24 protein-coding genes are annotated in these 25,370 nt (G+C 34.9%); 9 read left to right on the top strand and 15 right to left on the bottom strand.

Annotated elements, in window-relative coordinates:
* Position 1 precedes the first annotated feature (1 nt).
* The 7 genes from NSCAC_RS00380 (at position 2) to NSCAC_RS00350 (ending at position 7,346) form a co-directional block, all read left to right on the top strand.
* On the top strand, positions 2 to 1,054 hold the full coding sequence (locus NSCAC_RS00380) for an ATP-grasp domain-containing protein (RefSeq protein ID WP_197744486.1): 1,053 nt from the start codon (positions 2 to 4) through the stop codon (positions 1,052 to 1,054).
* Positions 1,038 to 2,081 carry a hydantoinase/oxoprolinase family protein gene (locus tag NSCAC_RS00375; RefSeq protein ID WP_197744485.1) on the top strand — a complete coding sequence of 348 codons (1,044 nt, stop codon included), beginning with the start codon at positions 1,038 to 1,040 and terminating at the stop codon, positions 2,079 to 2,081. The genes NSCAC_RS00380 and NSCAC_RS00375 overlap by 17 nt, the downstream gene beginning before the upstream one ends.
* A gap of 6 nt (positions 2,082 to 2,087) precedes the next feature.
* Positions 2,088 to 3,485: an aminodeoxychorismate synthase component I gene (gene pabB, locus NSCAC_RS00370; protein ID WP_197744484.1), complete on the top strand. Its 1,398-nt coding sequence runs from the start codon at positions 2,088 to 2,090 to the stop codon at positions 3,483 to 3,485.
* A gap of 2 nt (positions 3,486 to 3,487) precedes the next feature.
* The gene (locus NSCAC_RS00365; RefSeq protein WP_232085935.1) at positions 3,488 to 4,099 is read left to right on the top strand and encodes an amino acid kinase family protein; all 612 of its coding nucleotides are present in this window, start codon (positions 3,488 to 3,490) and stop codon (positions 4,097 to 4,099) included.
* A gap of 173 nt (positions 4,100 to 4,272) precedes the next feature.
* Entirely contained in the window at positions 4,273 to 5,175 is a 903-nt protein-coding gene (locus NSCAC_RS00360; RefSeq protein WP_197744483.1) for a choice-of-anchor A family protein, read from the top strand.
* 389 nt (positions 5,176 to 5,564) lie between these two features.
* Positions 5,565 to 6,473, top strand: a complete 909-nt coding sequence (locus tag NSCAC_RS00355) for an ice-binding family protein (RefSeq protein WP_197744482.1) — start codon at positions 5,565 to 5,567, stop codon at positions 6,471 to 6,473.
* A gap of 624 nt (positions 6,474 to 7,097) precedes the next feature.
* Entirely contained in the window at positions 7,098 to 7,346 is a 249-nt protein-coding gene (locus NSCAC_RS00350) for a hypothetical protein (RefSeq protein WP_197744481.1), read from the top strand.
* A gap of 169 nt (positions 7,347 to 7,515) precedes the next feature.
* Here the strand turns inward: NSCAC_RS00350 and aroB are convergent, their stop codons facing one another.
* The 7 genes from aroB to pilM are packed head-to-tail and all read right to left on the bottom strand — an operon-like array spanning position 7,516 to position 14,310.
* On the bottom strand, positions 7,516 to 8,598 hold the full coding sequence (gene aroB, locus NSCAC_RS00345; protein WP_197744480.1) for a 3-dehydroquinate synthase: 1,083 nt from the start codon (positions 8,596 to 8,598) through the stop codon (positions 7,516 to 7,518).
* Between the two features lie 6 nt (positions 8,599 to 8,604).
* On the bottom strand, positions 8,605 to 9,123 hold the full coding sequence (locus NSCAC_RS00340) for a shikimate kinase (protein ID WP_197744479.1): 519 nt from the start codon (positions 9,121 to 9,123) through the stop codon (positions 8,605 to 8,607).
* 20 nt (positions 9,124 to 9,143) lie between these two features.
* The gene (gene pilQ, locus NSCAC_RS00335; RefSeq protein ID WP_197744478.1) at positions 9,144 to 11,414 is read right to left on the bottom strand and encodes a type IV pilus secretin PilQ; all 2,271 of its coding nucleotides are present in this window, start codon (positions 11,412 to 11,414) and stop codon (positions 9,144 to 9,146) included.
* A gap of 3 nt (positions 11,415 to 11,417) precedes the next feature.
* Positions 11,418 to 11,984, bottom strand: a complete 567-nt coding sequence (locus tag NSCAC_RS00330) for a pilus assembly protein PilP (RefSeq protein ID WP_197744477.1) — start codon at positions 11,982 to 11,984, stop codon at positions 11,418 to 11,420.
* Positions 11,981 to 12,589, bottom strand: coding sequence for a type IV pilus inner membrane component PilO (locus NSCAC_RS00325; protein ID WP_197744476.1), 609 nt, complete (start codon positions 12,587 to 12,589; stop codon positions 11,981 to 11,983). The genes NSCAC_RS00330 and NSCAC_RS00325 overlap by 4 nt, the downstream gene beginning before the upstream one ends.
* A 12-nt stretch (positions 12,590 to 12,601) precedes the next feature.
* The gene (locus NSCAC_RS00320) at positions 12,602 to 13,189 is read right to left on the bottom strand and encodes a PilN domain-containing protein (RefSeq protein WP_197744475.1); all 588 of its coding nucleotides are present in this window, start codon (positions 13,187 to 13,189) and stop codon (positions 12,602 to 12,604) included.
* Entirely contained in the window at positions 13,189 to 14,310 is a 1,122-nt protein-coding gene (gene pilM, locus NSCAC_RS00315; RefSeq protein ID WP_197744474.1) for a type IV pilus assembly protein PilM, read from the bottom strand. The genes NSCAC_RS00320 and pilM overlap by 1 nt, the downstream gene beginning before the upstream one ends.
* 153 nt (positions 14,311 to 14,463) lie before the next feature.
* Between pilM and NSCAC_RS00310 the strand changes: the two genes are divergently transcribed.
* Both NSCAC_RS00310 and NSCAC_RS00305 read left to right on the top strand, forming a co-directional pair.
* Positions 14,464 to 16,890, top strand: coding sequence for a penicillin-binding protein 1A (locus NSCAC_RS00310; protein ID WP_197744473.1), 2,427 nt, complete (start codon positions 14,464 to 14,466; stop codon positions 16,888 to 16,890).
* 26 nt (positions 16,891 to 16,916) lie between these two features.
* The gene (locus tag NSCAC_RS00305) at positions 16,917 to 17,525 is read left to right on the top strand and encodes a hypothetical protein (RefSeq protein ID WP_197744472.1); all 609 of its coding nucleotides are present in this window, start codon (positions 16,917 to 16,919) and stop codon (positions 17,523 to 17,525) included.
* Here NSCAC_RS00305 and NSCAC_RS00300 read toward each other — a convergent pair whose 3' ends face one another.
* Genes NSCAC_RS00300 through NSCAC_RS00265 form a run of 8 tightly spaced genes read right to left on the bottom strand, consistent with a single transcriptional unit; the run spans position 17,526 to position 25,254 of the window.
* Positions 17,526 to 18,755 (bottom strand): malic enzyme-like NAD(P)-binding protein, encoded by a 1,230-nt coding sequence (locus NSCAC_RS00300; protein WP_197744471.1) that lies wholly within the window; start codon positions 18,753 to 18,755, stop codon positions 17,526 to 17,528.
* A gap of 32 nt (positions 18,756 to 18,787) precedes the next feature.
* On the bottom strand, positions 18,788 to 18,991 hold the full coding sequence (gene rpmE, locus NSCAC_RS00295) for a 50S ribosomal protein L31 (RefSeq protein ID WP_197744470.1): 204 nt from the start codon (positions 18,989 to 18,991) through the stop codon (positions 18,788 to 18,790).
* Between the two features lie 37 nt (positions 18,992 to 19,028).
* Entirely contained in the window at positions 19,029 to 20,471 is a 1,443-nt protein-coding gene (locus NSCAC_RS00290) for a TrkH family potassium uptake protein (RefSeq protein ID WP_197744469.1), read from the bottom strand.
* A 5-nt stretch (positions 20,472 to 20,476) separates the two neighbouring features.
* Positions 20,477 to 21,964 carry an apolipoprotein N-acyltransferase gene (gene lnt, locus NSCAC_RS00285; RefSeq protein WP_232085934.1) on the bottom strand — a complete coding sequence of 496 codons (1,488 nt, stop codon included), beginning with the start codon at positions 21,962 to 21,964 and terminating at the stop codon, positions 20,477 to 20,479.
* A 40-nt stretch (positions 21,965 to 22,004) separates the two neighbouring features.
* On the bottom strand, positions 22,005 to 22,988 hold the full coding sequence (locus NSCAC_RS00280) for a bile acid:sodium symporter family protein (RefSeq protein ID WP_197744467.1): 984 nt from the start codon (positions 22,986 to 22,988) through the stop codon (positions 22,005 to 22,007).
* Positions 22,982 to 23,851 (bottom strand): CorC family transporter, encoded by an 870-nt coding sequence (locus NSCAC_RS00275; protein WP_197744466.1) that lies wholly within the window; start codon positions 23,849 to 23,851, stop codon positions 22,982 to 22,984. The genes NSCAC_RS00280 and NSCAC_RS00275 overlap by 7 nt, the downstream gene beginning before the upstream one ends.
* Before the next feature lie 3 nt (positions 23,852 to 23,854).
* On the bottom strand, positions 23,855 to 24,325 hold the full coding sequence (gene ybeY / locus NSCAC_RS00270; RefSeq protein ID WP_197744465.1) for an rRNA maturation RNase YbeY: 471 nt from the start codon (positions 24,323 to 24,325) through the stop codon (positions 23,855 to 23,857).
* Between the two features lie 5 nt (positions 24,326 to 24,330).
* Positions 24,331 to 25,254 carry a PhoH family protein gene (locus tag NSCAC_RS00265; RefSeq protein WP_232085933.1) on the bottom strand — a complete coding sequence of 308 codons (924 nt, stop codon included), beginning with the start codon at positions 25,252 to 25,254 and terminating at the stop codon, positions 24,331 to 24,333.
* Positions 25,255 to 25,370: the final 116 nt, after the last annotated feature.

The raw sequence follows: 25,370 nt of genomic DNA, 5'->3' as shown, positions 1-25,370 counted from the left end.
AATGGAAATTTTAGTATATGAGCATATAACCAGTGGAGTCTTATGTGAAAGTCCTCTACCTGCTTCCTTAATGAAGGAAGGGGATTTAATGCTCCAGGCAATACTTAAAGATTTGTTAGAGGTTAGGGAAATAAAAATTACTATTTTACGAGATTTTCGCTTACCTATCCCTTCTTACATCCATTATTATCATACAATTTATACTCTTTCCCAGTTTCATCAAACTTGGCAGTACTGTTTAGATAAAGTAGATGGGGTATTACCTATCGCCCCTGAATCTGGAAATACTTTAACTAAAATTCAAGAGCAAATTATTAAATCAGGAAAGATCTTGCTTGGCTGCCATCCTCAAGCAACACAAATTGCCTCTAGTAAAATAGAAACAGAGAAATACTTAAGAACAGCTGGATTAAATACGCCGTATACCATAAGACTATCAGATTGGCAATTAGACAGAGTTAGTAAAGAAGAATCTTTGATTTGTAAGCCAGATGATGGTGCTGGATGCCTCTACACTTTTTATTTTAAAACACCTTTGAATCTACATTTGTGGAAGCAAAAAAATACCCTTGATACAAAAAACTATATTGTTCAACCCTATATTCAAGGACAAGCAATTAGTCTTAGCTTGCTTTATGATGGAAAAAAAGCAAGATTACTTAGTGTTAATCAGCAACAAATGAAAATTAAAAAAAATAGAATTTATCTTAATGCTATCTTAGTCAATGCTATTATGGCAGAAAATCCTATTTATCATCACCTACAAGAGATTGCAAATACTATTGCCAATACCCTACCTGGATTGTGGGGATTTATTGGGGTAGATTTAATCATCGTTCAAAACCAATCACCCATTATTTTAGAAATTAATCCTCGTCCCACCACAAGTTATGTAGGATTGCGAATTATTTATGGTATTTCTCCTATGCAATGGCTGATCACTTTATTATATGAAGGATTGGATAAAGTAGTATTACCCTCTAACCTTGGTTTTCAGCTCCTGATCTCTCTGAAAAAAAAGGATAGTAAAATAATTTATGATGGTTACAGTTAGCGGCTGGGATATTGGAGGAGCTCACTTAAAAGCGGCTCTTACAGACTCTCAAGGGAAAGTCATAGCATGTACTCAAGTAGTTTGCCCTTTATGGCAAGGATTAGATCAATTAACCACTGCTTTTGAGCAGATAAAATATAAGCTAGGAAGCATTGGGCATATTGCTGTCATTACTATGACTGGGGAGTTAGTAGATATTTTTAAGGATCGCTGCGAAGGCGTGGTCGCAATTTTAAACTATGCCCGTCAGTTTTTTACTGACATACCCATATATATATTTGCTGGAACCCATGGGTTTATTCAACTGGAGCAGTCCTATAAATTTACAACCTCTATTGCATCTGCAAACTATTTAGCTACTAGTCAGCTAGCAGCAAATTTTTGGCATGAAGGATTATTATTAGATATAGGTAGTACAACCAGCGATCTAGTTCCTTTTAAAAATAAAACTCCCTGCCTTCAAGGTATAGATGATCACACCCGATTAATCAGTGGGGAGCTAGTTTACTCTGGGGTAGTACGTACTCCTCTAATGGCTATTTGTGAAAAAGCCCCTTTCTATGGAAATTGGGTACGACTTACTGCTGAGCATTTTTCGACTACTGCTGATGTATACCACATGCTGGGATTGTTGCCTCAAGATGTAGATCTCTACCCAAGTGCAGATCATCGAGGAAAATCTCCTCAAGATTGTGCTAGAAGACTTGCCCGAATGATAGGCATAGACTATAAAAATAGGCCTCTTGATTTTTGGTATCAGCTGGCTGCTTATTTTTATGAGAAACAGTGCCAACAGTTGACCGTAGCAATTTTTCAAATTCTCTCTAAAACATCTTTAGTTGCTGAAGCTCCTATTATTGGTGTAGGTATTGGGCGGTTTTTAGCAATTGAGTGTGCTAAAAGAATAAATCGACCTTATTTTGATTTTTCTAAAGTATTAAAGTTAGGTGTAGATACTATAGATTCTAGCCATGGTCCTGCGGCAGCTATTGCCCAATTAGGTTGGGAACAATTACAAAAACATTAATTTTCTATGCATCAGCAACAGGTACAATGGGCTGAATTACCCTACTCTGAATGCTCGGTACCCCTATTTGAAATAATTTATTTAGAGCCATGGCCTATTTTTTTGGATAGTGGTTGGCCTAGTGATCGATCAGGTCGTTTTGATATTATTGCGGCTGATCCTTTTATTACGCTAAAAACTAGAGGATTAATTACTGAAATTAACTATCGCAATAGCAAAATTTTCAGTGCCCAGAATCCCCTTACCTTATTGCAGAGAGAACTAAATCGTTTCACCGGTAAACAACTCCCTAATTTTCTTTCTGAATCTCCGTTAGTGGGGGGAGCTATAGGATATTTCAGTTATGATTTAGTGCGTCGATTTGAAAATCTTCCTAGCATTATTACAAATATAGAACAAATGCCAGAAATGGCGATTGGTGTTTACGATTGGGTAGTAATTGTAGACCATCATTGCCAAGTAACTTTTTTAGTAGCACAAGGTTATGATCCTCGGACTCAAACTCATTGGAATTCTTTAAGAACACGTTTAAGTAAAGCAATAAAACCTAATAAATATTCTTTTCATATTGAGAATTACCCTCAATCAAATTTAAGCAAAGAAAACTATGATCAGGCTTTCGATCGTATTCAAGGCTATATCTACGCAGGAGATTGCTATCAAGTTAATTTAGCTCAGCGTTTTGAAACAAAAGCTTATGGCAATTCTTGGGCGCTATACTCCTATTTACGAGAAATTAATCCTGCTCCTTTTAGCAGTTTTTTTTCTATTCCTGAAGGTAGCATTTTAAGCACCTCTCCAGAAAGATTTTTAAAAGTATCTGGAAGTAGAGTTGAAACTGCTCCAATTAAAGGAACACGACCTAGAGATATGAATCCAATTATTGATGATCAATTGATAACTGATCTTCGAAATAGTGGTAAAGATCGAGCAGAAAATATTATGATTGTAGATCTATTGCGTAATGATCTAGGTCAAGTATGTACCCCAGGATCTATCCAGGTGACGCAACTTTGCACTATTCAATCTTTTGCCACGGTACATCATTTAATCAGCACTATTCACGGACAACTTGCTTCCGGGAAAAATACCCTTGATTTATTACAAGCTTGCTTTCCAGGAGGATCTATAACAGGTGCCCCTAAAATACGTGCTATGGAAATTATTGAGGAACTAGAACCTCATCGTCGAGGAGTTTATTGCGGTAGTTTAGGTTATATCAGCTTTGAGGGAAACATGGATATTAACATTGCGATACGCACTCTTGTATATAACCAAAATTCTCTACGGTTTTGGGTGGGTAGTGGAATTGTAGCCGATTCAAATAGAAAAGCCGAATATCAAGAAACCTTAGATAAAGCTGCTGCTATTTTTAAAGCACTTAATCAATATCTCTCTAACTAGAGATGCTTCAAAAAATCTGGGTTATTAAACTAGGAGGAAGTCTCTATAATAATAGCTACCTTACTTTCTGGCTCGAGCAAATAAAAAATAAGGGTAAAGGAAAGTATGTGATTGTACCGGGAGGCGGTCTTTTTGCTGATCAGGTTCGTGTTGCACAAAAACAGTGGAAATTTGCTGATTCCTATGCCCATAATATGGCTTTGCTTGCCATGGACCAATTTGGTTATCTATTACAAAGCTTAGCTCCAGAGCTCTCTCTTGCTACTCGTATAGAAGAAATAAATAAAGTATTAGAAGAAGATCAAACACTTATTTGGTTACCTTCAAAGGAGCTCATTAACCATCCAGATATTCCTCAATCTTGGGAAATTACCTCAGATAGTTTAGCTCTATGGCTAGCCTGCCAATTAATAGCCAGCCGACTTATTTTAGTTAAAAGCATAAAATTAGCTCAATCTCAGGTAAAGGCTACTGATCTTGCAAAACAGGGGATTATTGATCCTATGTTTCCTATATTACTAAATACACAGAATATTCCTTGTTATATTCTTTATGGCGATCAATACAATCAGCTTTCTAATACAGGTGCATATTTCAAAATTATAAACAGCTAACTTGTTAGTTACATAATAAATTATGTCATATTCATGATGTAGCTATAAATAATTATAACTATTTAATAATTATTTAATTTTAATGTAAAAAATAGCTTTACTATATGACAAAAATAGTCACATAATATAAAAATAAAGTCTATAACTTTTATTATTATAAGAAGGCTTAATTTATGAAAAAGATATTGATAACCATCATTTTATTTGTAATTTCTAGTACTTCATTTGCAATCCCACTAGGGTTACAAGATTACTCTTTACTCTCTACTCGTGGAAATACATCTATAACTAATGGGAGTGGAGTTTCTGGAAATATAGGTAGTAGTAATACTCTTACCATTGATTCAACTGCGACAATTTATGGAGATGTATTTTATGGCAATCTTTTAGATAATACTACTACAATTCAATCACCCTATACTGCTAATCAAAACGCAGATTCTAACTACTGGAATAGTCTTTACGAAGATATTTCTGCTGCTTCTAGTACTGCTGGTAGTATGACCGCTGATTTAAGCAATTCTTTTAGCAATATTACGGAAAATACCGTATTAAACGGTACAGGAAGCACGGAACCCTCTGTATTTAATATCTCTGGTAATATAGACCTAGGAAATGGTGATACTCTGACTCTTAGTGGCTCGGCTAGTGATCAATTTATTATTAATGTCGATGATGGTGCAACCTTTGGTCTTGCATCCTCTATTGTCCTTGATGGTGGTGTCACCGCTAATCACATTCTTTTTAATATAAAAAATGGTGACCTTGAAGGATTGGGAGGCACTAAATTATTTGGTACTTTTCTTTTACCGAGTGGTAATTTAAATTTATCCGGTGGTGCAAATTTAATAGGTAGTGTTTTAACTGGTGGTGCTGGTACAGATAATATCTCAAGTGGGTCGATGATTAATATGTCAATTAGTCCTGGTACATCAGGAATCCCCTATACTGGTCCTACTGCTAATACTATACTTCCAGAATTAATATCAGAGCCTTCTCCCCTATTCATGATCCTACTAGGATTAATAGGTCTTAGCGTGATTATCCGTATGAGAAAAACAATCTACTATCTATAAGGGACTAAACTAAAAAAATTATAAATACTCGCTTAGGCATAAATAATCCTAAGCGAGATTCCGCATTGCTTTACTCTTTCCCTCTTCTTTTTGCAATTTATCTTAATTTTTAAAATTAAATCTAGACAGCTAGTTACAGCTTATTATTAAAATAAGCCAGCTCTTAAAGAATTTTTAGACAGTTACTCCTTACTGCCGACCTTTTCTTTTAAAGCTATAAATTAAGAATCCCTAAAATTTCAAAATGACAATTTGCGTCATATATTTAAGCTATTAAAGTAAAATAAAAAATATTTATGATTAATAATCATTTATATGACTTATATGGAATAAAAATTGCAATCTAAATTATTGCTATTTAAACATATAAGAAATATAAAGGAATAATTATGATTATAAATAAAAGATTATTAATATTAATTCTATTTGGAGCTTCTAGCATTACGCTTGCTTCTCCTATTAGTTTAGGCAATGCAGGAAATTTTGCTGCACTAACTACAGGAGGTGGAATAACAATAAGTGGTAGTAAAACTATAACGGGAAATGTAGGCACCAGTGATGATTTAAAGCTAAGTGGTAGTAGAACTATTAACGGAGATACAGAATATGCTAATAATTTTAGTCATACAGGTACAAGCACCGCTAGTAGTTATACTCAAAAATTAGACAGTAGTTATTGGAATGACTTGTATAGTGATATACAAGATGCTTCTAACGCTGCCAAGAGTATTCCTGCAAATGAAACTTTAACTGGCGATATCAAAAAAAATACTACACTTAGTGCGACTGAACAAGTGTCTGTATTTGATATTTCAGGCAAGATAGATTTATCAGGCTCGAAAACATTAACACTCAGTGGTTCAGCAACAGATGAGTTTATTATTAATGTAGCTGGTGATGTAAGCCTAAGTGGATCTTCTGCTATTATTCTTACTGGGGGCTTAACTGCCGATCATGTATTATTTAATGTAATAGGAAACTTTAGTGATAGCGGATCTGGAACTGTTGCGGGGACCTTCCTTCTACCTAATGGTAGTTTTGATATAAGTGGCAGTGGGGTTGTAAACGGTAGCATTTTGGCTGGAGGTAATAGCAAGAGTAGTATTACTGGTAGTGCTACTGTAAATTATGTTTCTTATAGCGGGTTTATTAGTGATAATAGCAATCCTAACGATCCAGGCGATTCTAGCAATCCAACTGTACCAGAACCTTCCTCATTACTCATGATGTTACTAGGTTTAATTGGTCTTAAATCCATCATTCGTTCTCAAAAAGCTATAGCATTTTCTACAATTTAGTTAATATCATTTTGAAATCTGGCTTAGGAAGATAAACGCCTAAGCCAGATTCTACTCCTCTCTTACGCTTTTTCTTTTCAAGAATTTAATTTAATCTTTCTTTGAATGCTAGTACTGTAAATAAAAGCAGTAAGAGTTTTTTATCTCTAAAAAATATAATTTTTAATCTAGATATTTCGCACGATAGTTAATATAGTGCTGTTGTCACACTTATTTCATTTTTAACTTCAAAAAGACCATCTTATTATTGCCGTATCAGAACTCTAGCACCAATGGCAATCTGTAAGACAATACAAATCAAATCTAATCTGATACGAGATAATAGGCTATAGTCGATAATTTTAAGTGGATACAAATCTATCACCATTCCAGCTTGTTGTATCTCTATAAGTTAATCTCTCCTTTAGATTACTACTTTATAAATTATGCAGATCCGCAAGCTAGCACATCTTCTTCAAAAAAATCTACTTATCAACGAGCTAGAAAGCAGTCAGAACACTTAAAATTATTGCGACTCAGGAGTTTTGAGGAGAAGAGGTGGAAAGTTGGTAATTTGTAGAATAGCAGAGGATATCTTTTACAGATTTGTAGAATAACCATATTCATGTCGGAGAAACCGTCATAGTGTGTGGAGTATTAAAGCAAGTCAAACAAGCGTTTAATCAGATGTATCTAAACCTTGATAACCCATACCCAAAGCAGAATCTAAGCACCTTAGTATGGAATGATGATTACCCTAAATTTCAAGAACGCTTCGGTAATCTCAATCAGTTTGTAAATACACGAGTTTGTGCAAGAGGGCTGATTGTTGACTACAAGGATAGTCTTCAAATAAATGTCAAAAACCCTCAATTTTTTAGAATTATGAAGTAGATCAGTACGTGGGTATTTATTATTGGTTTTATCGTACTTGGAATTATTATTGAAGTTTATAACTTTTTAGAAAAGCAAAAGCAAAGAAAAACATAAATTGGAGCTAGAGTACAAATAAAAAACTCTAGAAACTAAATACCAACATAGACAGAGATCAAAGCCATGATTTTTAATACCTATAGAATTCTTCAATAGTTTCTTCTAATAAAGAATATGGAAAATCACTCGTAACTACTGCTGCTCCCAATTGTTTAAGCAATACTAATCGTAATTGACCATTGGCTACTTTTTTATCTACTGCCATTAATTCTAAGAAACGTTGTGTATTCATTTCTTTCGGTGGTTGAATAGGAAGCCCTACTTGGGTGAGTAGGTGAGTAATTCGATTTACATCATGATGAGATAACCAGCTCAATTGGTGAGATAAATTTGCTGCCATTACCATCCCTACACTAACAGCCTCTCCATGGAGCCAAGTACCATATCCTATCCCTGTTTCTATAGCATGACCAAAAGTATGACCTAGATTTAAAGTAGCCCTGCTTCCTGATTCTTTTTCATCTGCTGCAACTACTGCTGCCTTATTTTGGCAAGAACGCTCAATAGCCTGTATAAGAATATCTTGATTTCGTGCTAATAGCTGATCTATATGATTTTCTAGCCATAGAAAAAAATTAAAATCCTGAATTAATCCATATTTAATGATTTCTGCAATACCTGCTTTAAATTGTCTTTCATCCAAGGTATTTAGAGTATTAATATCGGCTAAAACACATAGGGGCTGATAAAAAGCTCCAATCATATTTTTGCCTAAAGGATGATTGACCCCTGTTTTTCCTCCGACTGAAGAATCCACTTGTGCAAGCAGTGTTGTAGGAATTTGAATAAAGGGAATACCCCGTTGATAGCAAGCAGCTGCAAATCCTGCCATATCACCTATAACTCCACCACCTAAGGCAATGAGCGTAGTTGATCTAGAGAATTTATTTTTGAGGAGCTTATCAAAGATTGGCGTAATTCCTTCTAAGGTTTTATATTGTTCTCCATCGGGTAAAATAATTTCAGTACACCGATAATCTCTTAAATGATTGACTACTCTAGATAAATACAAAGGTGCAATTGTTTCATTTGTGACAATCACAATTTCAGATCCACCAATATGACGATCTAATAAGGATTTTTGGTAAAGTAAATTACTTCCAATATAGATTGGGTAACTACGATCTTGAATATCAATTGAGAGCGTTATCATTAAGGATTATTCAATGGGTTTTAATCGATGGAGAATTTCATAAGTAATTGTTTTTATTGCTTTCTTTTCAGTGCAAATAGTTATATCTGCAATCTCTCGATAGAGTGAATCTCGCTTGTGAAATAATTGAGTTAAATAATCTAATGGATTATCTTTTTGAAGTAACGGGCGATTTTTATCATAAGCAATACGGTGATACAAAAATTCCACTGGTGCATATAAATAAACTACTAAGCCCTGTGTTGCTAGCAGCATTCTGCTTTTTTTATTGAGAATTGCCCCTCCTCCAGTGGCTAGTACAATATTGTTTAGTTTTACTAGCTCAGTAATTGTTTTATATTCTCGTAATCTAAATCCCTTTTCCCCTTCTATATCAAAAATAGTAGGAATACTCGCTTGTGTATTTTGCTCAATCTCGTGATCGCTATCATAAAAAGCTTTCCCTAAAATTTTTGCTAAAGATCTCCCAATAGTTGTTTTTCCTACACCCATTGGACCAATAAAGAAAATATTTTGCTGAACCATTTTGGAGATAATTTTGCCAATTAGCTAAATTGAGCAGATTCTTCGATAATTTTAGGTGTTATAAAAATCAGTAATTCACTTTTTTGGGTACTATCTACAGTACCACGAAATAATGCACCAATGTAGGGTATACCTCCTAAAAAAGGTACTTTGTTTTTTTGCCTATTACCTTGCTCTTCATATATTCCACCTAATACAATTGTCTGGCCATTTTCTACTTGTATTTGAGTCATAAGTTCTCGAGTATTAATACTTGGTATGCCACTAAAAATCGCACCTACGGCATCATTATTTACTTTTAAATCCATAATAATATGATCATCGGGAGTAATTTGAGGAATAGCCATTAAACTTAATACTGCTTCTTTAAATGAAATAGAAGTTGCTCCACTTGAAGCTGCTTGTTGGTAAGGAATTTGAGTACCTTGCGTAATAATAGCCATTTTATTATTGGCAGTAACTACCCGTGGATTGGAGAGAATTTTGCCCCTTTGTTCTGTTTGTAATGCAGAGAGTTCCAATTCTAATAAAGTTCCTAAAGGAAGCTTGGTAAATGCAAGAGCCATTTGTGCAGCATTTACGCCTCCTGTTGATGGGGGTGCGGGAAAATTAACATTTAAACGGTTTGCAAGATCCCCTGCAGCACCACCCGTCATTATTGTATTTGTACCATCTAGAGATCCAGAAGTAGTTACATTATTAAATGCTCCACCTCCAGTGCTAGATTGCTTATTAAGTCCAAATCTGACTCCAAGTTCCTTGCTAAACTGGGTACTTGCAATGACAATTCTAGATTCAATGAGTACTTGGCGTACTGGGACATCTAACTTAGCGATAATTTTATGGATTTGATCCAAACTCTCTTGAGTATCCATAATAAATAGGGTATTAGTGCGACCATCTATAATAATTTTTCCTCTTTTAGAAATAAAAGAATTATCTCTACCGTTACTGCCTGCACCGCCACCCATCATGCTACCGCCTATACCACCACCTATACCACCACCTATACCACCACCCATGCCACCGCCTATACCACCACCCATGCCACCGCTCATACCACCGCCCATACCACCACCCATCATTGCCATCATCCCCATAGGGGAGTTATCTATAGGACTTATTCCTGAGGTAAGTAGGCTAGCTAATGACGTTGCTTTAGTAAATTTAACTTTAATAAATTCAGAACGAAGTGGTGCAAATTCTTCACTTTGTTTTTGGGATTTTAATTCTTGTTCCTGATTGATTACTAACTCTTCACTGGGTGCAATCAAGGTAATATCTCCCTTATGGCGTTTTTCTAACCCTTTAGTCTTTAAAATAATATCTAGGGCTTGATCCCAAGGTACTCTTTTTAATCTTAGAGTAACATTGCCTTGCACTGCATCGCTGGTAACTAAATTAAACCCAGAAAAATCTGCTAGTAACTGTAATACAATTCTTGTCTCAATATCTTGGAAATTTAGAGAAAGTTTCTCTCCTGTATATTCATTATCATCTTCCTCTCCTCGTTTTTTACTCTGTTTTACTTCTATTACCAAAGTGTCATCAGTTTGATAGGAAAGATACTCATGATCAGAAGCTATAGGAATAATATGAATTCTTGTTCCCTTTTCTCTAGGGAAAATATCTATAAACTTGATTGGTGTTGCAAAATCTAATACATCTAAGCGTTGCTTAAACTTATCAGGTAAATGAGTATTAGAAAAATCGGCAATAATATCTCCTCCCTCCTCTTTAATATCAATAGGTATCTGAGGATTAGAAAGCAACGCAATAATACGCCCCTCTCCATGTTCGCCTCTACGAAAATCAATATTTTTGATTTGGTATGGGTAATTACTAATTAACTTTGAATTTGGACGGAAATTAGCTTCAGTATCTTGTATTAATAATTCAATAATATTTCCTTTTTCTTTAATTTTGAAAGGTGCGGAATGAGTTAAATTTATAACTACCCTTGTTCGATTTGTATCTTCAGCCATAATAAGGTTATTTACGACTCCTAATCCGACGGATCTGGATTTACCATCTAAGGCAATTTGTGTCTCTGAAAAATCCAATACGATCCTTGAAGGATCTTCTATAGTAAAAAATTGCGGATAGGATACAGATTCTGAAAATATAAATTGAATTTGAGTTTGATTTCCCGTTAAAGAAGTGTATTTTATATCTTGTAGTCGTGTTGAAGCCCAAGTATAAATAGGTAATAAAAATAATCCAATGAATAGTAATAGTAGAAAATAATAACTAATATATATTTTTTTAAGATATTGATGGATTTTATTCATTTTTTAATTTTCTATAGTACTTAGCTCTAGCTTTACTTCCCGTTCAAACCAACTTCCATGCGCTAAGAAAGTCTCTAAAATTTCAATTTTTCCATCGTCAATACGTGTTATCTTTCCATAATCCTTTCCAATGTAGTTGCCTGATTGAGCTCGGTATAAATGGCGATCTGGAGTAAGGACTAGTGCCCATATTTCTCCTCTTTGCTTTAAGATACCTACCATTTTAAGAGTACCTAAAGCATATTCTTCTAGAGCTTCTTTAGAGCGGTTCTGATCAGGGGCAACAATGTTAGATGGATTAGCTTTTTCCTCGGTCGTATCTAGAATTGGTACGAACGGATCACGAATCTGCACAGATTTATAAATGGATTTTTCGTAAGGTTTTGCTTTGGGTAAAGATTCTAACTTTGCAGCAGGACGGGACTTGATCGTTTGCGTATATTGTTGTAAATCTGCTATTCCTTGATTTTGATTACTACATCCGAATAATCCAGAAAAACTAACGACAATAGTACAAGTACACATAGTCAGTAATTTATTTTTCTTTTTGTAACCCAATGAAGCATTCATAGCTTATTTTTCTTTTTAATTGAATCTGCCTCGTTCGCCTGTCTCTCTGTGTCATCAAGATAACGATAGGTTCTTGCTGTGGCAGTCATCACTAAAACATCTGCTTTTCCACGTTTGATTGAAAAATTATGGAAAGTGACAATATGAGGTAGGGCAGCTACTTTACTTATGAATTCTCCGAATTGATGGTAATGACCAAGCACTTGAATTTGTATAGATAATTCTGCGTAAAATCTTTCAATTTTTTCCTGACCTGGTCTAAAAAATTCAAACTCTAACCCGCTTACTTTCCCTGCCTGTGAAATGTCTGTGAGTAAACTACTAATTTCAGCTTTATCTGGGAGTTGATGTAACATTTCATTAAAAGATGTTTCTAAATTCCCTATTTCTTCTTTATAGTTGGGTAATTTGGAAGCCTGTAGTTGTCTAGTTTGAAATGATGCTTTAAGCTGCTGTTCCTGATTTTCAAGGTTTTTAAGTTGTTGGATCTGATCTTGAGTAAAAATAAAATATCCACCAACAGCAATTATCAGGCAAGTACATAGAATAAAGATGATCTTTGTAGTGATTGACCAATTATCAATATCATTAAAATCGAGATCCATAGCGTCTGATTACTATTTCTTTAGTGAACCTTTATTTTCTTCTTTAAGATCAGAATCTAACCATTTCTCAGTAGTATCCAAAGTAAATTGTTTATAAATAATAGCTTGATCCTTTTTTATTTTTTCTACCCCTTTTAATTGTGTCTTTTCAAATAAGGAAGAATCATCTAAATGGCGTATGAAGGTAGAAATTTTGCTATCCGACTCGGCTAGCCCAGTAAGCGTAATCGTATGACTTTTACGCTCCATACTTTCTAAATACATCCCATCAGGAAGAGATTGTGCTATGTTGCTAAAAATTTGTACGGTAAGCGGTCTGCTTACTTGGAGCTGTTGAATAATTTCAATATAAGTTAAAATTTTTTCTTTTTCTTTATCTAATTTATTCACTTCACCCATTACTTTAGTTGATTTGTTAATTTCCTCTTGTAAGTAGTTATTTCTTTGATTTTGATTATTAATTAAGCTGCCAATATGAAAATTAATTAAAGTAACTACACTCACTATAAGTGCTGCACAAATACCTAGAGCAATATAAAAATTCTTCTCTCGTTGCTTTCTTTGAATAGCTCGCCAGGGAAGTAAATTAATTTGAGTCATTAGGAAAAATACCTTAAGGCTAATCCGCAAGCGATAGTTAATCTAGGAGCATCGTTAAATAACAATTTAGGATTAATTTTTGATCCTAACGTCATAGAACCAAAAGGATTGGCAATTGAGGTAGGTATTTTAAGTGAAATTTCAATCATTTCTCTTAACTTAGGAACGGTAGCACAACCACCACATAATATAAGGTGGCTAATATTGTTATAATGAGTTGAGGAAAAAAATATTTTTATAAGATTTTGTATCCTTTTTATAATTTCATTTTCAAAAGGAATAAGAATTTGATTAGTATAGCTTTCTGGCAGGTTTCCTCTTTGTTTTGCCAAATCTGCATCACTATAGGATAAATTATAGTGGTACTGTATATTTTGGGTAAGTTGATTACCTCCAAAGGCTTGCTCTTGAGTGTAGATGATTTTTCCGTTGTGAAATACATTCATGACAATCAATGTTGCACCTACATCTATAACTGCAATCGTACTATTTATATCTTGATTTGGAATGGTTTCTACAATAAAAGGAAAGACTCTCTCCATAACGTAGGTGTCCACATCTATAATAGTAGGTATTAAGCGAGCACTTTTTAATGCAGTAATTCGAGTACTAATATACTCACTACGGCAAGCGACAAGTAAGGTATCCATATAATCTGGATCTAACTCTGAAGCGCCTAGTACTTTGAAGTCGAAATTTATTTCTTCCCTCAAATAGGGAACATGCTGTTCTACCTCAGTTTCAATGTAGGCTTCTAATTCACTCCCTGAAAGATCAATAGGAATTGGTGCTATTTTATTAAAAACATTTGAGCTAGATATGGCGGTTGCTACCTTTCTAGTACGAGTTCCCAACTGCTGAATGATATCTCTCAGTGCTGTACTAAGCTTATCTATATCTTCTATGTTATTGTCAATGATAGTGTTTGGTGGTAGAGGCTCTATTGCATAGTGTTTAACATAAATTCCATTACTGCCTTGAGCAAGCTCAATTGATTTAATTGCAGATGAACTAATATCTATCCCTAATAGAGGGGGAATCTTTTTAGGGAAAAATTCTGATATTTTGTTTTTAAGGGAGGATAGAGTGTGTTTAGTAGTGCCTACTAATAAATAAGGCATAGCAGTAAAATCACTTGGTGAAGATAGAAGATGTATATTTTGTTAGTATATTTTTAGTTTCTAACTAGATTATAAAGCAGTTAAAATATTTTTTAACTAAAAAATTCTTCATCCTATTATTTATATTAAATATAAAATTTATTTTTACTTTCTATGGCTGGGCTACTTTTTATCTTTCGTTGGGTATTTAATTTAACATTAGCAGCTGCCTTATTTATTTTTTTTGCTGCAATCGGAATATATTTTTATCTCACTCCCCAGCTTCCACCTATAGATGCTCTTAAAGATATTCAATTACAAGTTCCCTTAAGAATTTTTTCTAAAGAAAAAAAACTGATTGCTGAATATGGAGACAAGCATCGTATTCCGCTAACATTCGAGCAAATACCTCCCTTAATGGTAAAAGCCATATTAGCTGCAGAGGATGATCGATTCTATGAGCATCCAGGAGTAGATTATCAAGGTATTTTGCGTGCTGCCTACTATTTACTTAAGACCGGAAGAAAAGCCCAAGGGGGCAGTACGATAACCATGCAAGTTGCTCGAAATTTTTTTCTAAGTAGAGAAAAAACTTATTTACGTAAATTACAAGAAATTTTACTTGCATTTCAGATAGAGCAAAAATTAAGTAAAAATGAAATTATTACCCTTTATTTAAATAAAATTTACTTAGGTAATCGAGCTTATGGCGTAGGTGCAGCTGCTCAAGTATATTATGGTACTACTATAGATCAGCTTACTCTTCCTCAATTTGCTATGATTGCAGGGCTACCTAAAGCACCCTCTGGGTATAATCCTGTGGTAAACCCAACCCGAGCACTACAAAGAAGAAATTATGTACTTCACCGCATGTATGAGGTGGGCTATATTACGGAAAAATCTTATAAAAAATCAGTTAATACGATAATTACAGCAAAATACCATAAGCGATCTATTGAAGTACAGGCACCATTTATTGCAGAAATGGTAAGGGTTGAATTATCTAAGAAGTATGGAGCTGATATTTATACCGCTGGGTATAATGTATATACCACTATTCAAGCACAACACCAGAAATCTGCAAATAGAGCATTATATGCAGCATTACTTTCTTATGATAAAAGACATGGATATCGAGGCTCGAAACACCATGTAGATATATCTGATAATTCTACAGATGTTTATAATCAAGTATTAGATAAATACTATTCTATTGAACGTTTACATCCTGGAATTGTACTTAAAGTAGGGATACAAAGTGCTCAAATTTACATAAAGGATAAGGGAAAGTACACAATTCCTTGGAGTGGGTTATCTTGGGCACAACCTTATATTGATATAAATAAATTAGGTCAAAAACCGACACAAGCTGCAGATATTCTAAATCAAGGAGATATTATTTGGGTAGAATCTCAATCCGATAGCACATGGAAATTAGCTCAAATACCAGAGGTAGAAGGAGCTTTAGTATCCTTATCTCCTACAGATGGAGCAATTACTGCTTTAAGTGGTGGATTTGATTTTAACCAGAGCAAATTTAACCGAGTAATACAATCAAAACGTCAACCTGGATCAAGTTTTAAACCTTTCCTTTATTCTGCTGCTTTAGAAAAAGGATACACTGCTGCTAGTGTAGTTAATGATTCACCCATTGTAATTGATGAACCTCAGTTTGAAAAAGTATGGCGACCTAAAAATTACAATGGTCGATTTTTCGGACCAACTCGGCTGAGAGTTGCCCTTACTCACTCTAGGAATTTAGTCTCTATCCGACTACTAAGAGATATTGGTATTGATTATACGATAGATTATATAGAACGATTTGGATTTACTTCAAAACAGTTACCCAAAAGCCTATCTTTAGCATTAGGTAGTGGTGATACCTCTCCATTGGAAATGGCACGAGGTTTTGCAGTCTTTGCAAATGAGGGGTTTTTAATTACTCCCTATTTTATTAATCAAATAGAAACTTCTCGCGGTGAGGTAATATTTCACGCCAATCCTCCACGAATTTGCCAAGTTTGTAAAAATCTAAGTATAGAAGGAAAGACTATCGACACTCAAATATTACCAATAGAGGAAATAGAAACTGCACCTATTGCTCCTAGAGTAATTACCCCACAAAATGCCTATATTATAAACACCATGTTACAAGATGTAATTCGTATCGGAACTGGGCAAGGTGCTAAGATACTGGGTAGGAGCGACATTGCTGGTAAAACTGGAACGACTAATAATCAATATGATGCTTGGTTTGCTGGATTTAATCCAGACATCGTTGCTGTAAGCTGGGTTGGTTTTGATCAACCTGAATCTTTAGGAAATTTAGAGACTGGAGCACGGGTAGCCCTACCAATGTGGGTGGATTACATGAGCTCGGTACTCAAAGATATACCTAGCCATAATTTTATAAAACCTTCTGATATAGTTACAATACGTATTGATCCTACTACTGGATTATTAGCTGGATCTAATTCAAAGGGAATTTTTGAAGTTTTCAGCTCTGGACATATACCTACTGAATATGTAAGTAATCGCCAGAAAAATAATTCTAGTGATCTTGAACTAAAGGATTCATCGGCAATAGATCAACTTTTTTAAAAGTTTATGTCATCCCTAAATCATTTATGCCATCCCTAAATCAGCAGATAAAATCATATATTGCACTTGAGGCCGCTCGGCTTATGGTAGAGCATGGCATTCAAAGTTATTATCATGCTAAAACTAAAGCTGCCGCAATACTAAAGGTGTCCGATCATAGAAATTTACCAACAAATTTAGAAATTGCACAAGCTACTCAATCTTATTTAGGTATATTTAAGTTTGAGATGCAAGCTAAAACTTTACGAGAAAAATATCAGGCTACATTGAGAATTATGGATTTTTTCTCTGCCTTCAATCCTAGATTAACGGGGGATATCCTGCAAGGAATAGTGTCGAAATACTCTGATATTTATATCCATGTTTTTGCAGACTCGGAAAATGATATTGCCTTATTTCTTACAGAGTCATATATTGATTTTAAATTAGAATCCAAAACATTCTCTTTTACTACAGGAGAAAGTAAATCTTTTCCTGTATTTCAGATTATAATAAAAAATTTAATAATAAAATTAGTAGTATTCCCTACCTTAGGTATTCGTTTCAGCCCTCTTAGCCCAATAGATAAGAAACCTATGAAACGAGCTAAATATAAAGAAGTAGAAAGATTATTTAAATCTTATACACAAAAATAATTATAAATTTTTTTGGGCAACGCCAGATTGGATAGCTGCTTGACTAATAGCTGAAGAAAGTACAGGCTTTAAGCGAGGATCTATTATCTTAGGAAGAATATAATTGACTCCAAAAGCTAATTCTTGCTCCTCATAAGCATTAAGTACCTCTTGAGGTACAGGATCTTTAGTTAATTTTATGAGTGCTTGCACCGCAGCTATTTTCATTTCATCATTAATACGTGTAGCTCTTACATCTAATGCTCCTCTGAACAGAAAAGGAAAAACTAAAGCATTATTAACTTGATTAGGGTAGTCACTACGACCAGTAGCTAAGATTAAATCTTCTCTAGTAGTATAGGCTAACTTTGGATCAATCTCCGAATTAGGGTTAGATAGAGCAAAAACAATAGGGTTAGGAGCCATAGTTTTTAGCATCTGTGGCGTTAATAAATTAGCAGTAGCTACACCAATAAAAACATCAGCTTCCGCAACTGCTTCTGCTAAAGTACGTGCAGATGTTTGAGCAGCAAATTGATGGCTATAGGCATGCAAAGGTGGATCGTCCTTGTGGATAATTCCTTGCTGATCTACTAATAAAATATTATCTTTTGGGGCACCTAATAAAACTAATAATTGTAGAATTGCAATTCCTGCTGCCCCAGCTCCTACACAAGTAATTTTAGCTTGAGATAGGGTTTTTCCTTGCAATTCTAGAGCATTTTGTAACCCAGCGGCTACTGTAATTGCAGTGCCATGTTGATCATCATGAATAACTGGAATGTTCAGCCGCTTGATAAGTGCTTGCTCAATTTCAAAACAATGAGGAGATGCAATATCCTCTAAATTAATTCCTCCAAAAGTTGGGGCGATACGTACTACTGTCTCAATAAAATCTTTTGGACAATCTGCTTCAATTTCAATGTCGATAGCATCTATCCCAGCAAACATTTTAAATAAAGCAGCTTTTCCCTCCATGACAGGTTTACTAGCTAAAGGACCAATATTGCCTAAGCCAAGTACTGCACTACCATTAGTAATTATCCCAACTAAATTACCTTTTGCAGTGTATTTATATGCCTTGCTTGGATCAGCAGCGATCTCTTTAGCAGGAACAGCTACGCCAGGGCTATAAGCTAAACTTAATGCTTTTTGCGTATTTAAAGGCTTAGTGATACTAATGGCAATTTTTCCAGGCTGGGGATCAGCATGGTATGCAAGTGCTTGAGATTCTAAATCTTCTATAAGCATTTTTTAATAAGTGCAATAGATAAAAATTTTGATTATTTATTCTCATACCTTTGGCGGAATTTATCTACACGTCCTGCAGTATCTACGAGTTTTTGAGTACCTGTATAGAAAGGATGGCAGGAAGAACATACTTCTATGTGAAGCGCTCCTTCTTTAGTGGAACCAGTAGTAAATGTATTACCGCAACTACAGGTTACTGTAACTTTATTATATTTTGGGTGAATATCTTTTTTCATATTTCCTCCTTTATAAGATTCTAAAATTAAAAAATGGCTACTGCTTCCAAAATATGGGTGTCATAAGCACAATGATGGGAAAAATTTCTAAACGCCCTAGTAGCATAGCAAAACATAAAGTCCATTTAGAAATGATATTAATGTTCTCATAGTTATTAGTTGCTTCTCCTAGCCCTACCCCTACATTATTTAAACAGGAAGTTACCGCAGAAAAAGCCGTTATCATATCTAATCCAGTAGCTAATAATGTTAAATACAACAAAATAAAACAAACCATATAAATAGCCATAAAACCACTTACACCCTCTATGATTTGATCTGGGATGCTTTTATCCCCCATTTTAATTGAAATCGTAGCACTTTGGTAAATTAATCTTTTTATTTCTCGCGTTCCTTGCTTATAAAGTAATAGTGCTCGAATAACTTTCATTCCACCACCAGTGGAACCACCACAAGCACCAATGTAAGCAACCATTAATAATAAAACAGGAAAAAAACCAGGTAAACTTCCATAGCCATCACCAGTACTAAACCCTGCTGTAGTGCCGATTGAAATGGTGTAAAAAAGCCCATTGCGAAGAGCTGAATATGGATCAGAAAAATCTTGATAAATCCATAAGTAGATAGATGAAAATAGTGTTACAAGTACAAGGATAAATAAATAGGCTCGACACTCTTCATCTTTCCAATAATGCTTTATAGCATGGTTCCTAAGAGTAAAAAAATGAAGGGAAAAATTCATACCTGCTAGAAATATAAAAAATACTGCAATTGCTTCAATTAAAGGACTATTAAAGTAGCCAAAACTATCATCATGGGTCGAAGATCCACCAATCGCTATCGTTGAAAAACTATGAGCTACAGCATCAAATAGACTCATTCCTGCAAACCAGTATGCTGTTGCACAAGTAATCGTCAAACCTATATATATTAGCCATAATGTTTTTGCCGTTTCAGCAATACGGGGGGTAAACTTATCTGTTTTCATAGGGCCAGGAATTTCTGCTCGATAAAGTTGCATACCTCCAATTCCTAGCATAGGCAAGATAGCAACCCCGAGCACAATTAATCCCATACCTCCTAACCACTGTAGTTCTTGACGGTAGAAAAGTAAGGATTTAGGTAATCCGTCGAGTCCATTAATGACAGTTGCACCTGTTGTGGTTAGCTCAGATACTGATTCAAAAACCGCATCAGTGAAAGATAGGTTTGGGTTTTCTGCTAAAAAAAATGGCAGCGATCCCGAAAGACTTAAGACCACCCAAAACATAACGACAATAATAAATCCATCTTTTCGCCTTAAATCTCTACGATATTTATGCCTTGGAAGCCAAAATAATAACCCTAATCCTACAATTAGACTAAAAGCCACTAAAAAAACTGACATTGCATCATCATGGTAAAGCCAAGATATGATTACAGGTGGAATTAATACCGTGCTAAATAAAATAAGAAATAATCCTAAAACTCGCTGTACCATAATGACTAATTAATAGGCTGGCGATTTTTGATAACACTAAATATAAAGCTCACAAAGCATAGCCCAATAATAAAACTATTACCCCAAAAAACATAAGGTGTTTTACCTTCCCTTGGTTGAATGATTCCTGTTAGAGTAGTAGTAATAAATTGATCTGTTGTTGCTATCAGCCGTCCCTTAGCATTGATAATAGCTGAAATCCCATTGGTAGTAGCTCGTGCTAAATCTCGACCTACTTCTAATGAGCGCATTTGAGCAATTTGTAAATGCTGGTGAGGAGCTAAAGAATCCCCATACCAAGCATTGTTTGTTACGTTGACTAGAAATTTAGCTTCAGGTAATTTTTTAGTGATTTCTTCACCGAAAGCATCTTCATAACAAATAGATGCTGCTACAAGATAGCCAGCAACCTGTAATAAAGGTTGCTGTTTCTCCCCGTGACTAAAAGAAGATATAGGTAAATTAAAAAAATCAATAACTCCTTGTAGGTAAGAGGAAAGGGGGATGTATTCACCAAAAGGGACTAAATGATATTTGTAGTAAAAAGATCTTTTAGCACCAAGATTGAGTAACCCATTATAATACTTTCCACCTTCTTGATTATAAAAAGGTAGTCCAATTAATAAATCCGTATGATGGGTTTTCGCTTCATCTTCGAGATCACTTAAATAACCCTGAGCAATTTGATGATATAGCACAGGTAACGCGCCTTCTGGCCAAATAATCAGATCGCTATCCCAGTGCTTCTCTGTAAGATCATGGTATTTTTCAAGCGCTAATCTTACTTGATTAGGTTCCCATTTTATATCTTGAGGCGTATTTCCTTGAATTAAAGTTACTTGAATTTGATTACCTATAGGAGTGGTCCATGGTATAAAAGATAGAAAAAAGCTAAAAATCCACAGCGATCCTAGCCCTCCAATAGCAATAAACCGTGTAGAATTTCCCCAGTAACACGCAAGTATAATCAAACTAGCACTTAATACGACAGCTAAAGAAACTCCGTACACTCCTAAGATGGGGGCTAAATTGGAAAGAGGGCTTTCAAACTGACTATAGCCTAGGCTTAGCCATGGAAACCCTGTAAAAATCCAACCTCGAATCCATTCAATAATTACCCATAAAGTAGGCCAAACTAAAAGGTATTTAGTTTTGTTTTCATTAGGGAAGAGAAACGTGATTAACCCTGCTAATAATGCAGGAAAAAGGCTTAGAAAAGCGATAAATAACCCAGTGATAGACAAGGCTAAAACAACACTGGTATGACCAAAATCGTGGATAGCTATATAAATCCAAGAAACCCCTACTCCAAAATAACCTAAACCAAATAACCATCCATACCATAGCGTTTGTTTAACTAGTGCATTACGGCAGATAGCAAACAAAAAAATAGGGCTAATAATTGCAATTATATAAATGTGATAGGGTGCAAAAGCAAGTGGTAGTATTCCTCCCGCAACCAGTACTAGAATACTCTTTCTATTTCGTTTCATAAACATAGCTCAATAATACTGGTTTGTAGAGATTCTAGTACTACTCAAGGCGAGCAGCATAATGCTCTGCAAGTGCAGCACATACCATAAGCTGTATTTGATGAAAAATCATAATAGGTAACAGAATAGGACCAATTGTAATGGCACTGCTACCCCCTCCAAACATCACCTGTGCTATAGGTACGCCAGAGGCAAGGCTTTTTTTAGAGCCACAAAATACAATAGTAATTTCATCTTCTTTATTAAAATGAAAATAGTGAGCCAGCCAAGTTGTGGCAGTTAGCACTATAGCTAATAAAATGCTGCAAGTTATAGTGAGAATAAAAAGAGACTCCATAGGTATTTGGTGCCAGATTCCGTTTATGACCGACTCATTAAAAGCAGAATACACGATAAGCAAAATAGAAGTTTGATCGATAGAATGGACTAATCTAGCATGGGTTTCTACAAAATTTCCTATTAAAGGACGCATTAAGTGTCCAATGAGGAATGGTAATAATAATTTTTCACTAATCTCAATAATAGGTGTTAGTAATGGCTGATTCTCATTTGGATGAACTTCTACCATTAAACTAAATATAAGTGGGGTTAATACGATACCAATAATACTAGAAGCAGAGGCATTACAAATTGCAGCGGGTACATTACCTCGAGCAATAGAAGTAAATGCAATAGCAGATTGTACAGTACTAGGTAGTGTGCATAAAAAAAGTACACCTACTGAAAGGCTAAAACCGATCAATGGTTCTATAAAAGGAAGCGTAATAAAACCAATGAGAGGAAAAATACCAAAGGTAAAAATAAAAATAAGGCTATGTAATCGCCAATGGGTAATTCCAGCAACAATAGCACTACGAGATAACTTAGCCCCATGCATAAAGAATAATAATACAATTGCAAAGGTAGTTATTTGCTCTAGAATAACTGCATCACTACCACTAATAGGAAAAAGGGTAGCAAAAATAACAATTCCTATTAAAAGTAAAGTAAGTCCGCTAAATAACAAACGGAGTAGCTTTAGCATGAAAGAGACTCTTTTATACTTGGTATTAAACGCAATTCTAATAGGTGGAGACAGCAGTTATCTCCTCGTAATACTTTAAATTCAAAGTTATCAATGGTAATTTGTTCGCCCTTTTTAGGCACATAACCTAATTCATTAAGTACTAAACCCCCAACCGTATCTAAATCTTCATCATTGAAATTAGTTTTAAAGTAATGATTAAAATTCTCAATTGAGGTAAGTGCTTTTACAAAATAACTATTATTTCCACAAGGAATAATATGGTTTTTTTCCTCTGAAAAACCATGCTCGTTTTCAATATCTCCCACAATTTGCTCTAATATATCTTCAATGGTCACTAGCCCTGAGGTGCCTCCATATTCATCTACTACAATCGCAATATGGTTACGACTAACACGGAATTCTTTTAATAAAGTATTAAGACGTTTATTTTCAGGAATAAATAAAGCCGGTCTAATGACATCAGCTATAGTAAAAGAAGCAAGCTTACCGCTATGAAAGTGAGTTAGTATGTCTTTAGCCATCATGATGCCAACAATATCATCTCGATTTTTACCTATAACTGGAAATCGTGAATGAATAGATTGGGTAATTTTTTCAAAAATCTGCTCTGGTGACGCTCCCTCTTCTATCATTTCTATTTGAGTACGAGGCACCATAATGTCACATACTTGTATTTCTTCCAGAGTAAGTGCATTTTTAATGATATTAAACACTTCAGGATCAAAAAGATCGCGTCCTGAAGCGTTGTATAAAAGATTGATAAATTGCTTTCGATCTTGTAGCGTTCCCAGTAATGCTTGCCCTAATCGTTCCCGCCAAGAGGGATGATCTAGAGCATGACTAGGTCGATCTTTGTTCATAAATTACTCACTATTGATTTCATAAGGATGGGAATATCCCAACTGTTCTAGGATAGCTATTTCTTTAGCTTCCATATATTGGGCTTCATCTTCATATTGATGATCAAATCCAAGTAAGTGTAATACCCCATGGATGGTTAAATGAGCCCAGTGGGCTTTTTCATCTTTGTTTTGTTCTAAGGCTTCACGAGCCACTACAGGAGCACAAATTATTAAATCTCCTAGAGGGATTTTGTAGGAAGCTATAGAGAGAGTATCGCTGATAGGAAAGGATAAAATATTTGTTGTTCCTTTTTTGCCACGATATCTCCAATTTAGATCTTCCATTTCTTGGGCATGTACAATACGTATTGTTACCTGCGTATTCTTTAAATGATCTGCTAAGGTTGTTTTTACCCAAAGCTTAAAATCAAGTTTAGATGGAAAATTTTTTGCGTTAGGTATAGTGTACTGAACGTGAGTTGTGACCTTCATAGGGTTTAGAAAGGTTGTTTATCAAAATGATCATACGCCTGTACTATTCTTTGGACTAACGGATGTCGTACTACATCTGTAGATTTAAAAAAAGTGAAACTAATTTCTTGCACATTTTTTAATACCTGAATAGCGTGGCATAATCCGGATTTTTGTCCCTTAGGAAGATCGATTTGCGTTATATCTCCTGTAATTACTGCAGTAGACCCATACCCTAAACGAGTAAGAAACATTTTCATTTGTTCAATTGTTGTATTTTGAGCCTCATCTAAAATGATGAAAGATTCATTGAGTGTACGGCCACGCATATAGGCTAAAGGAGCCACTTCAATGATATGGCGTTCAATAAGTTTATTAACTCGCTCAAACCCTAACATGTCATAGAGTGCGTCATAAAGAGGGCGAAGATAGGGATCTATTTTTTGCGTTAAATCTCCGGGAAGAAATCCTAATCGCTCCCCTGCTTCTACCGCAGGGCGGATAAGGAGTAATTTTTGAACTTTTTCCTGTTTTAATGCTTCTATAGCGCTGGCTACCGCTAAGTAGCTTTTGCCAGTACCTGCTGGGCCAACTCCAAAACTAATATCATGATGTGCAATATTAAATAAGTAGCATGTTTGTTGCGGGTTTCTTCCTTTAATTGCTCCTTGACGAGTTTTAATTGAAATTTCTTCTATATGTTGTATAGATACATCTGATTCTTGAAGAGAGAGATGTATATAATTTGGGCTAACGTAATTCCTACTCGCTCTATCATATAAAGATTTTATAATCTTAGTTGCTTTCTCTACTGAAAAACTATCCCCTGTAATTTGAAATCTATTACCTCGGTTATTGATTTCTACCCCTAAGTTTTTTTCTATATAACGTAGATTATTATCAGATTGGCCGCAAAGATTAGCTAATCGCTGATTACTCAGCGGCTCCAAGATAAATCTACTGGTATTACTAGTGTGGGGAATAGCGGATTTGCTGTTATCCAAGATATATCAGAAATGATATGTGATACTAAAGATTAAACTTTAAAAATCATTAAGGAAATAGT

It is taken from the genome of Candidatus Nitrosacidococcus tergens, from assembly GCF_902810445.1.
Classification (GTDB): Bacteria; Pseudomonadota; Gammaproteobacteria; order Nitrosococcales; family Nitrosococcaceae; genus Nitrosacidococcus; species Nitrosacidococcus tergens.
Note: the sequence above shows the minus strand (reverse complement) of the source record. Positions and strands in the feature narration are given on the sequence as shown.

What these genes read in the sequence shown, in the direction of transcription:
- NSCAC_RS00380 (WP_197744486.1), top strand. Translation starts at nt 2, where the DNA reads ATGGAAATTTTAGTATATGAGCATATAACCAGTGGAGTCTTATGTGAA.
- NSCAC_RS00375 (WP_197744485.1), top strand. Translation starts at nt 1,038, where the DNA reads ATGATGGTTACAGTTAGCGGCTGGGATATTGGAGGAGCTCACTTAAAA.
- pabB (WP_197744484.1), top strand. Translation starts at nt 2,088, where the DNA reads ATGCATCAGCAACAGGTACAATGGGCTGAATTACCCTACTCTGAATGC.
- NSCAC_RS00365 (WP_232085935.1), top strand. Translation starts at nt 3,488, where the DNA reads ATGCTTCAAAAAATCTGGGTTATTAAACTAGGAGGAAGTCTCTATAAT.
- NSCAC_RS00360 (WP_197744483.1), top strand. Translation starts at nt 4,273, where the DNA reads ATGAAAAAGATATTGATAACCATCATTTTATTTGTAATTTCTAGTACT.
- NSCAC_RS00355 (WP_197744482.1), top strand. Translation starts at nt 5,565, where the DNA reads ATGATTATAAATAAAAGATTATTAATATTAATTCTATTTGGAGCTTCT.
- aroB (WP_197744480.1), bottom strand. Translation starts at nt 8,598, where the DNA reads ATGATAACGCTCTCAATTGATATTCAAGATCGTAGTTACCCAATCTAT.
- NSCAC_RS00340 (WP_197744479.1), bottom strand. Translation starts at nt 9,123, where the DNA reads ATGGTTCAGCAAAATATTTTCTTTATTGGTCCAATGGGTGTAGGAAAA.
- pilQ (WP_197744478.1), bottom strand. Translation starts at nt 11,414, where the DNA reads ATGAATAAAATCCATCAATATCTTAAAAAAATATATATTAGTTATTAT.
- NSCAC_RS00330 (WP_197744477.1), bottom strand. Translation starts at nt 11,984, where the DNA reads ATGAATGCTTCATTGGGTTACAAAAAGAAAAATAAATTACTGACTATG.
- NSCAC_RS00325 (WP_197744476.1), bottom strand. Translation starts at nt 12,589, where the DNA reads ATGGATCTCGATTTTAATGATATTGATAATTGGTCAATCACTACAAAG.
- NSCAC_RS00320 (WP_197744475.1), bottom strand. Translation starts at nt 13,189, where the DNA reads ATGACTCAAATTAATTTACTTCCCTGGCGAGCTATTCAAAGAAAGCAA.
- pilM (WP_197744474.1), bottom strand. Translation starts at nt 14,310, where the DNA reads ATGCCTTATTTATTAGTAGGCACTACTAAACACACTCTATCCTCCCTT.
- NSCAC_RS00310 (WP_197744473.1), top strand. Translation starts at nt 14,464, where the DNA reads ATGGCTGGGCTACTTTTTATCTTTCGTTGGGTATTTAATTTAACATTA.
- NSCAC_RS00305 (WP_197744472.1), top strand. Translation starts at nt 16,917, where the DNA reads ATGCCATCCCTAAATCAGCAGATAAAATCATATATTGCACTTGAGGCC.
- NSCAC_RS00300 (WP_197744471.1), bottom strand. Translation starts at nt 18,755, where the DNA reads ATGCTTATAGAAGATTTAGAATCTCAAGCACTTGCATACCATGCTGAT.
- rpmE (WP_197744470.1), bottom strand. Translation starts at nt 18,991, where the DNA reads ATGAAAAAAGATATTCACCCAAAATATAATAAAGTTACAGTAACCTGT.
- NSCAC_RS00290 (WP_197744469.1), bottom strand. Translation starts at nt 20,471, where the DNA reads ATGGTACAGCGAGTTTTAGGATTATTTCTTATTTTATTTAGCACGGTA.
- lnt (WP_232085934.1), bottom strand. Translation starts at nt 21,964, where the DNA reads ATGAAACGAAATAGAAAGAGTATTCTAGTACTGGTTGCGGGAGGAATA.
- NSCAC_RS00280 (WP_197744467.1), bottom strand. Translation starts at nt 22,988, where the DNA reads ATGCTAAAGCTACTCCGTTTGTTATTTAGCGGACTTACTTTACTTTTA.
- NSCAC_RS00275 (WP_197744466.1), bottom strand. Translation starts at nt 23,851, where the DNA reads ATGAACAAAGATCGACCTAGTCATGCTCTAGATCATCCCTCTTGGCGG.
- ybeY (WP_197744465.1), bottom strand. Translation starts at nt 24,325, where the DNA reads ATGAAGGTCACAACTCACGTTCAGTACACTATACCTAACGCAAAAAAT.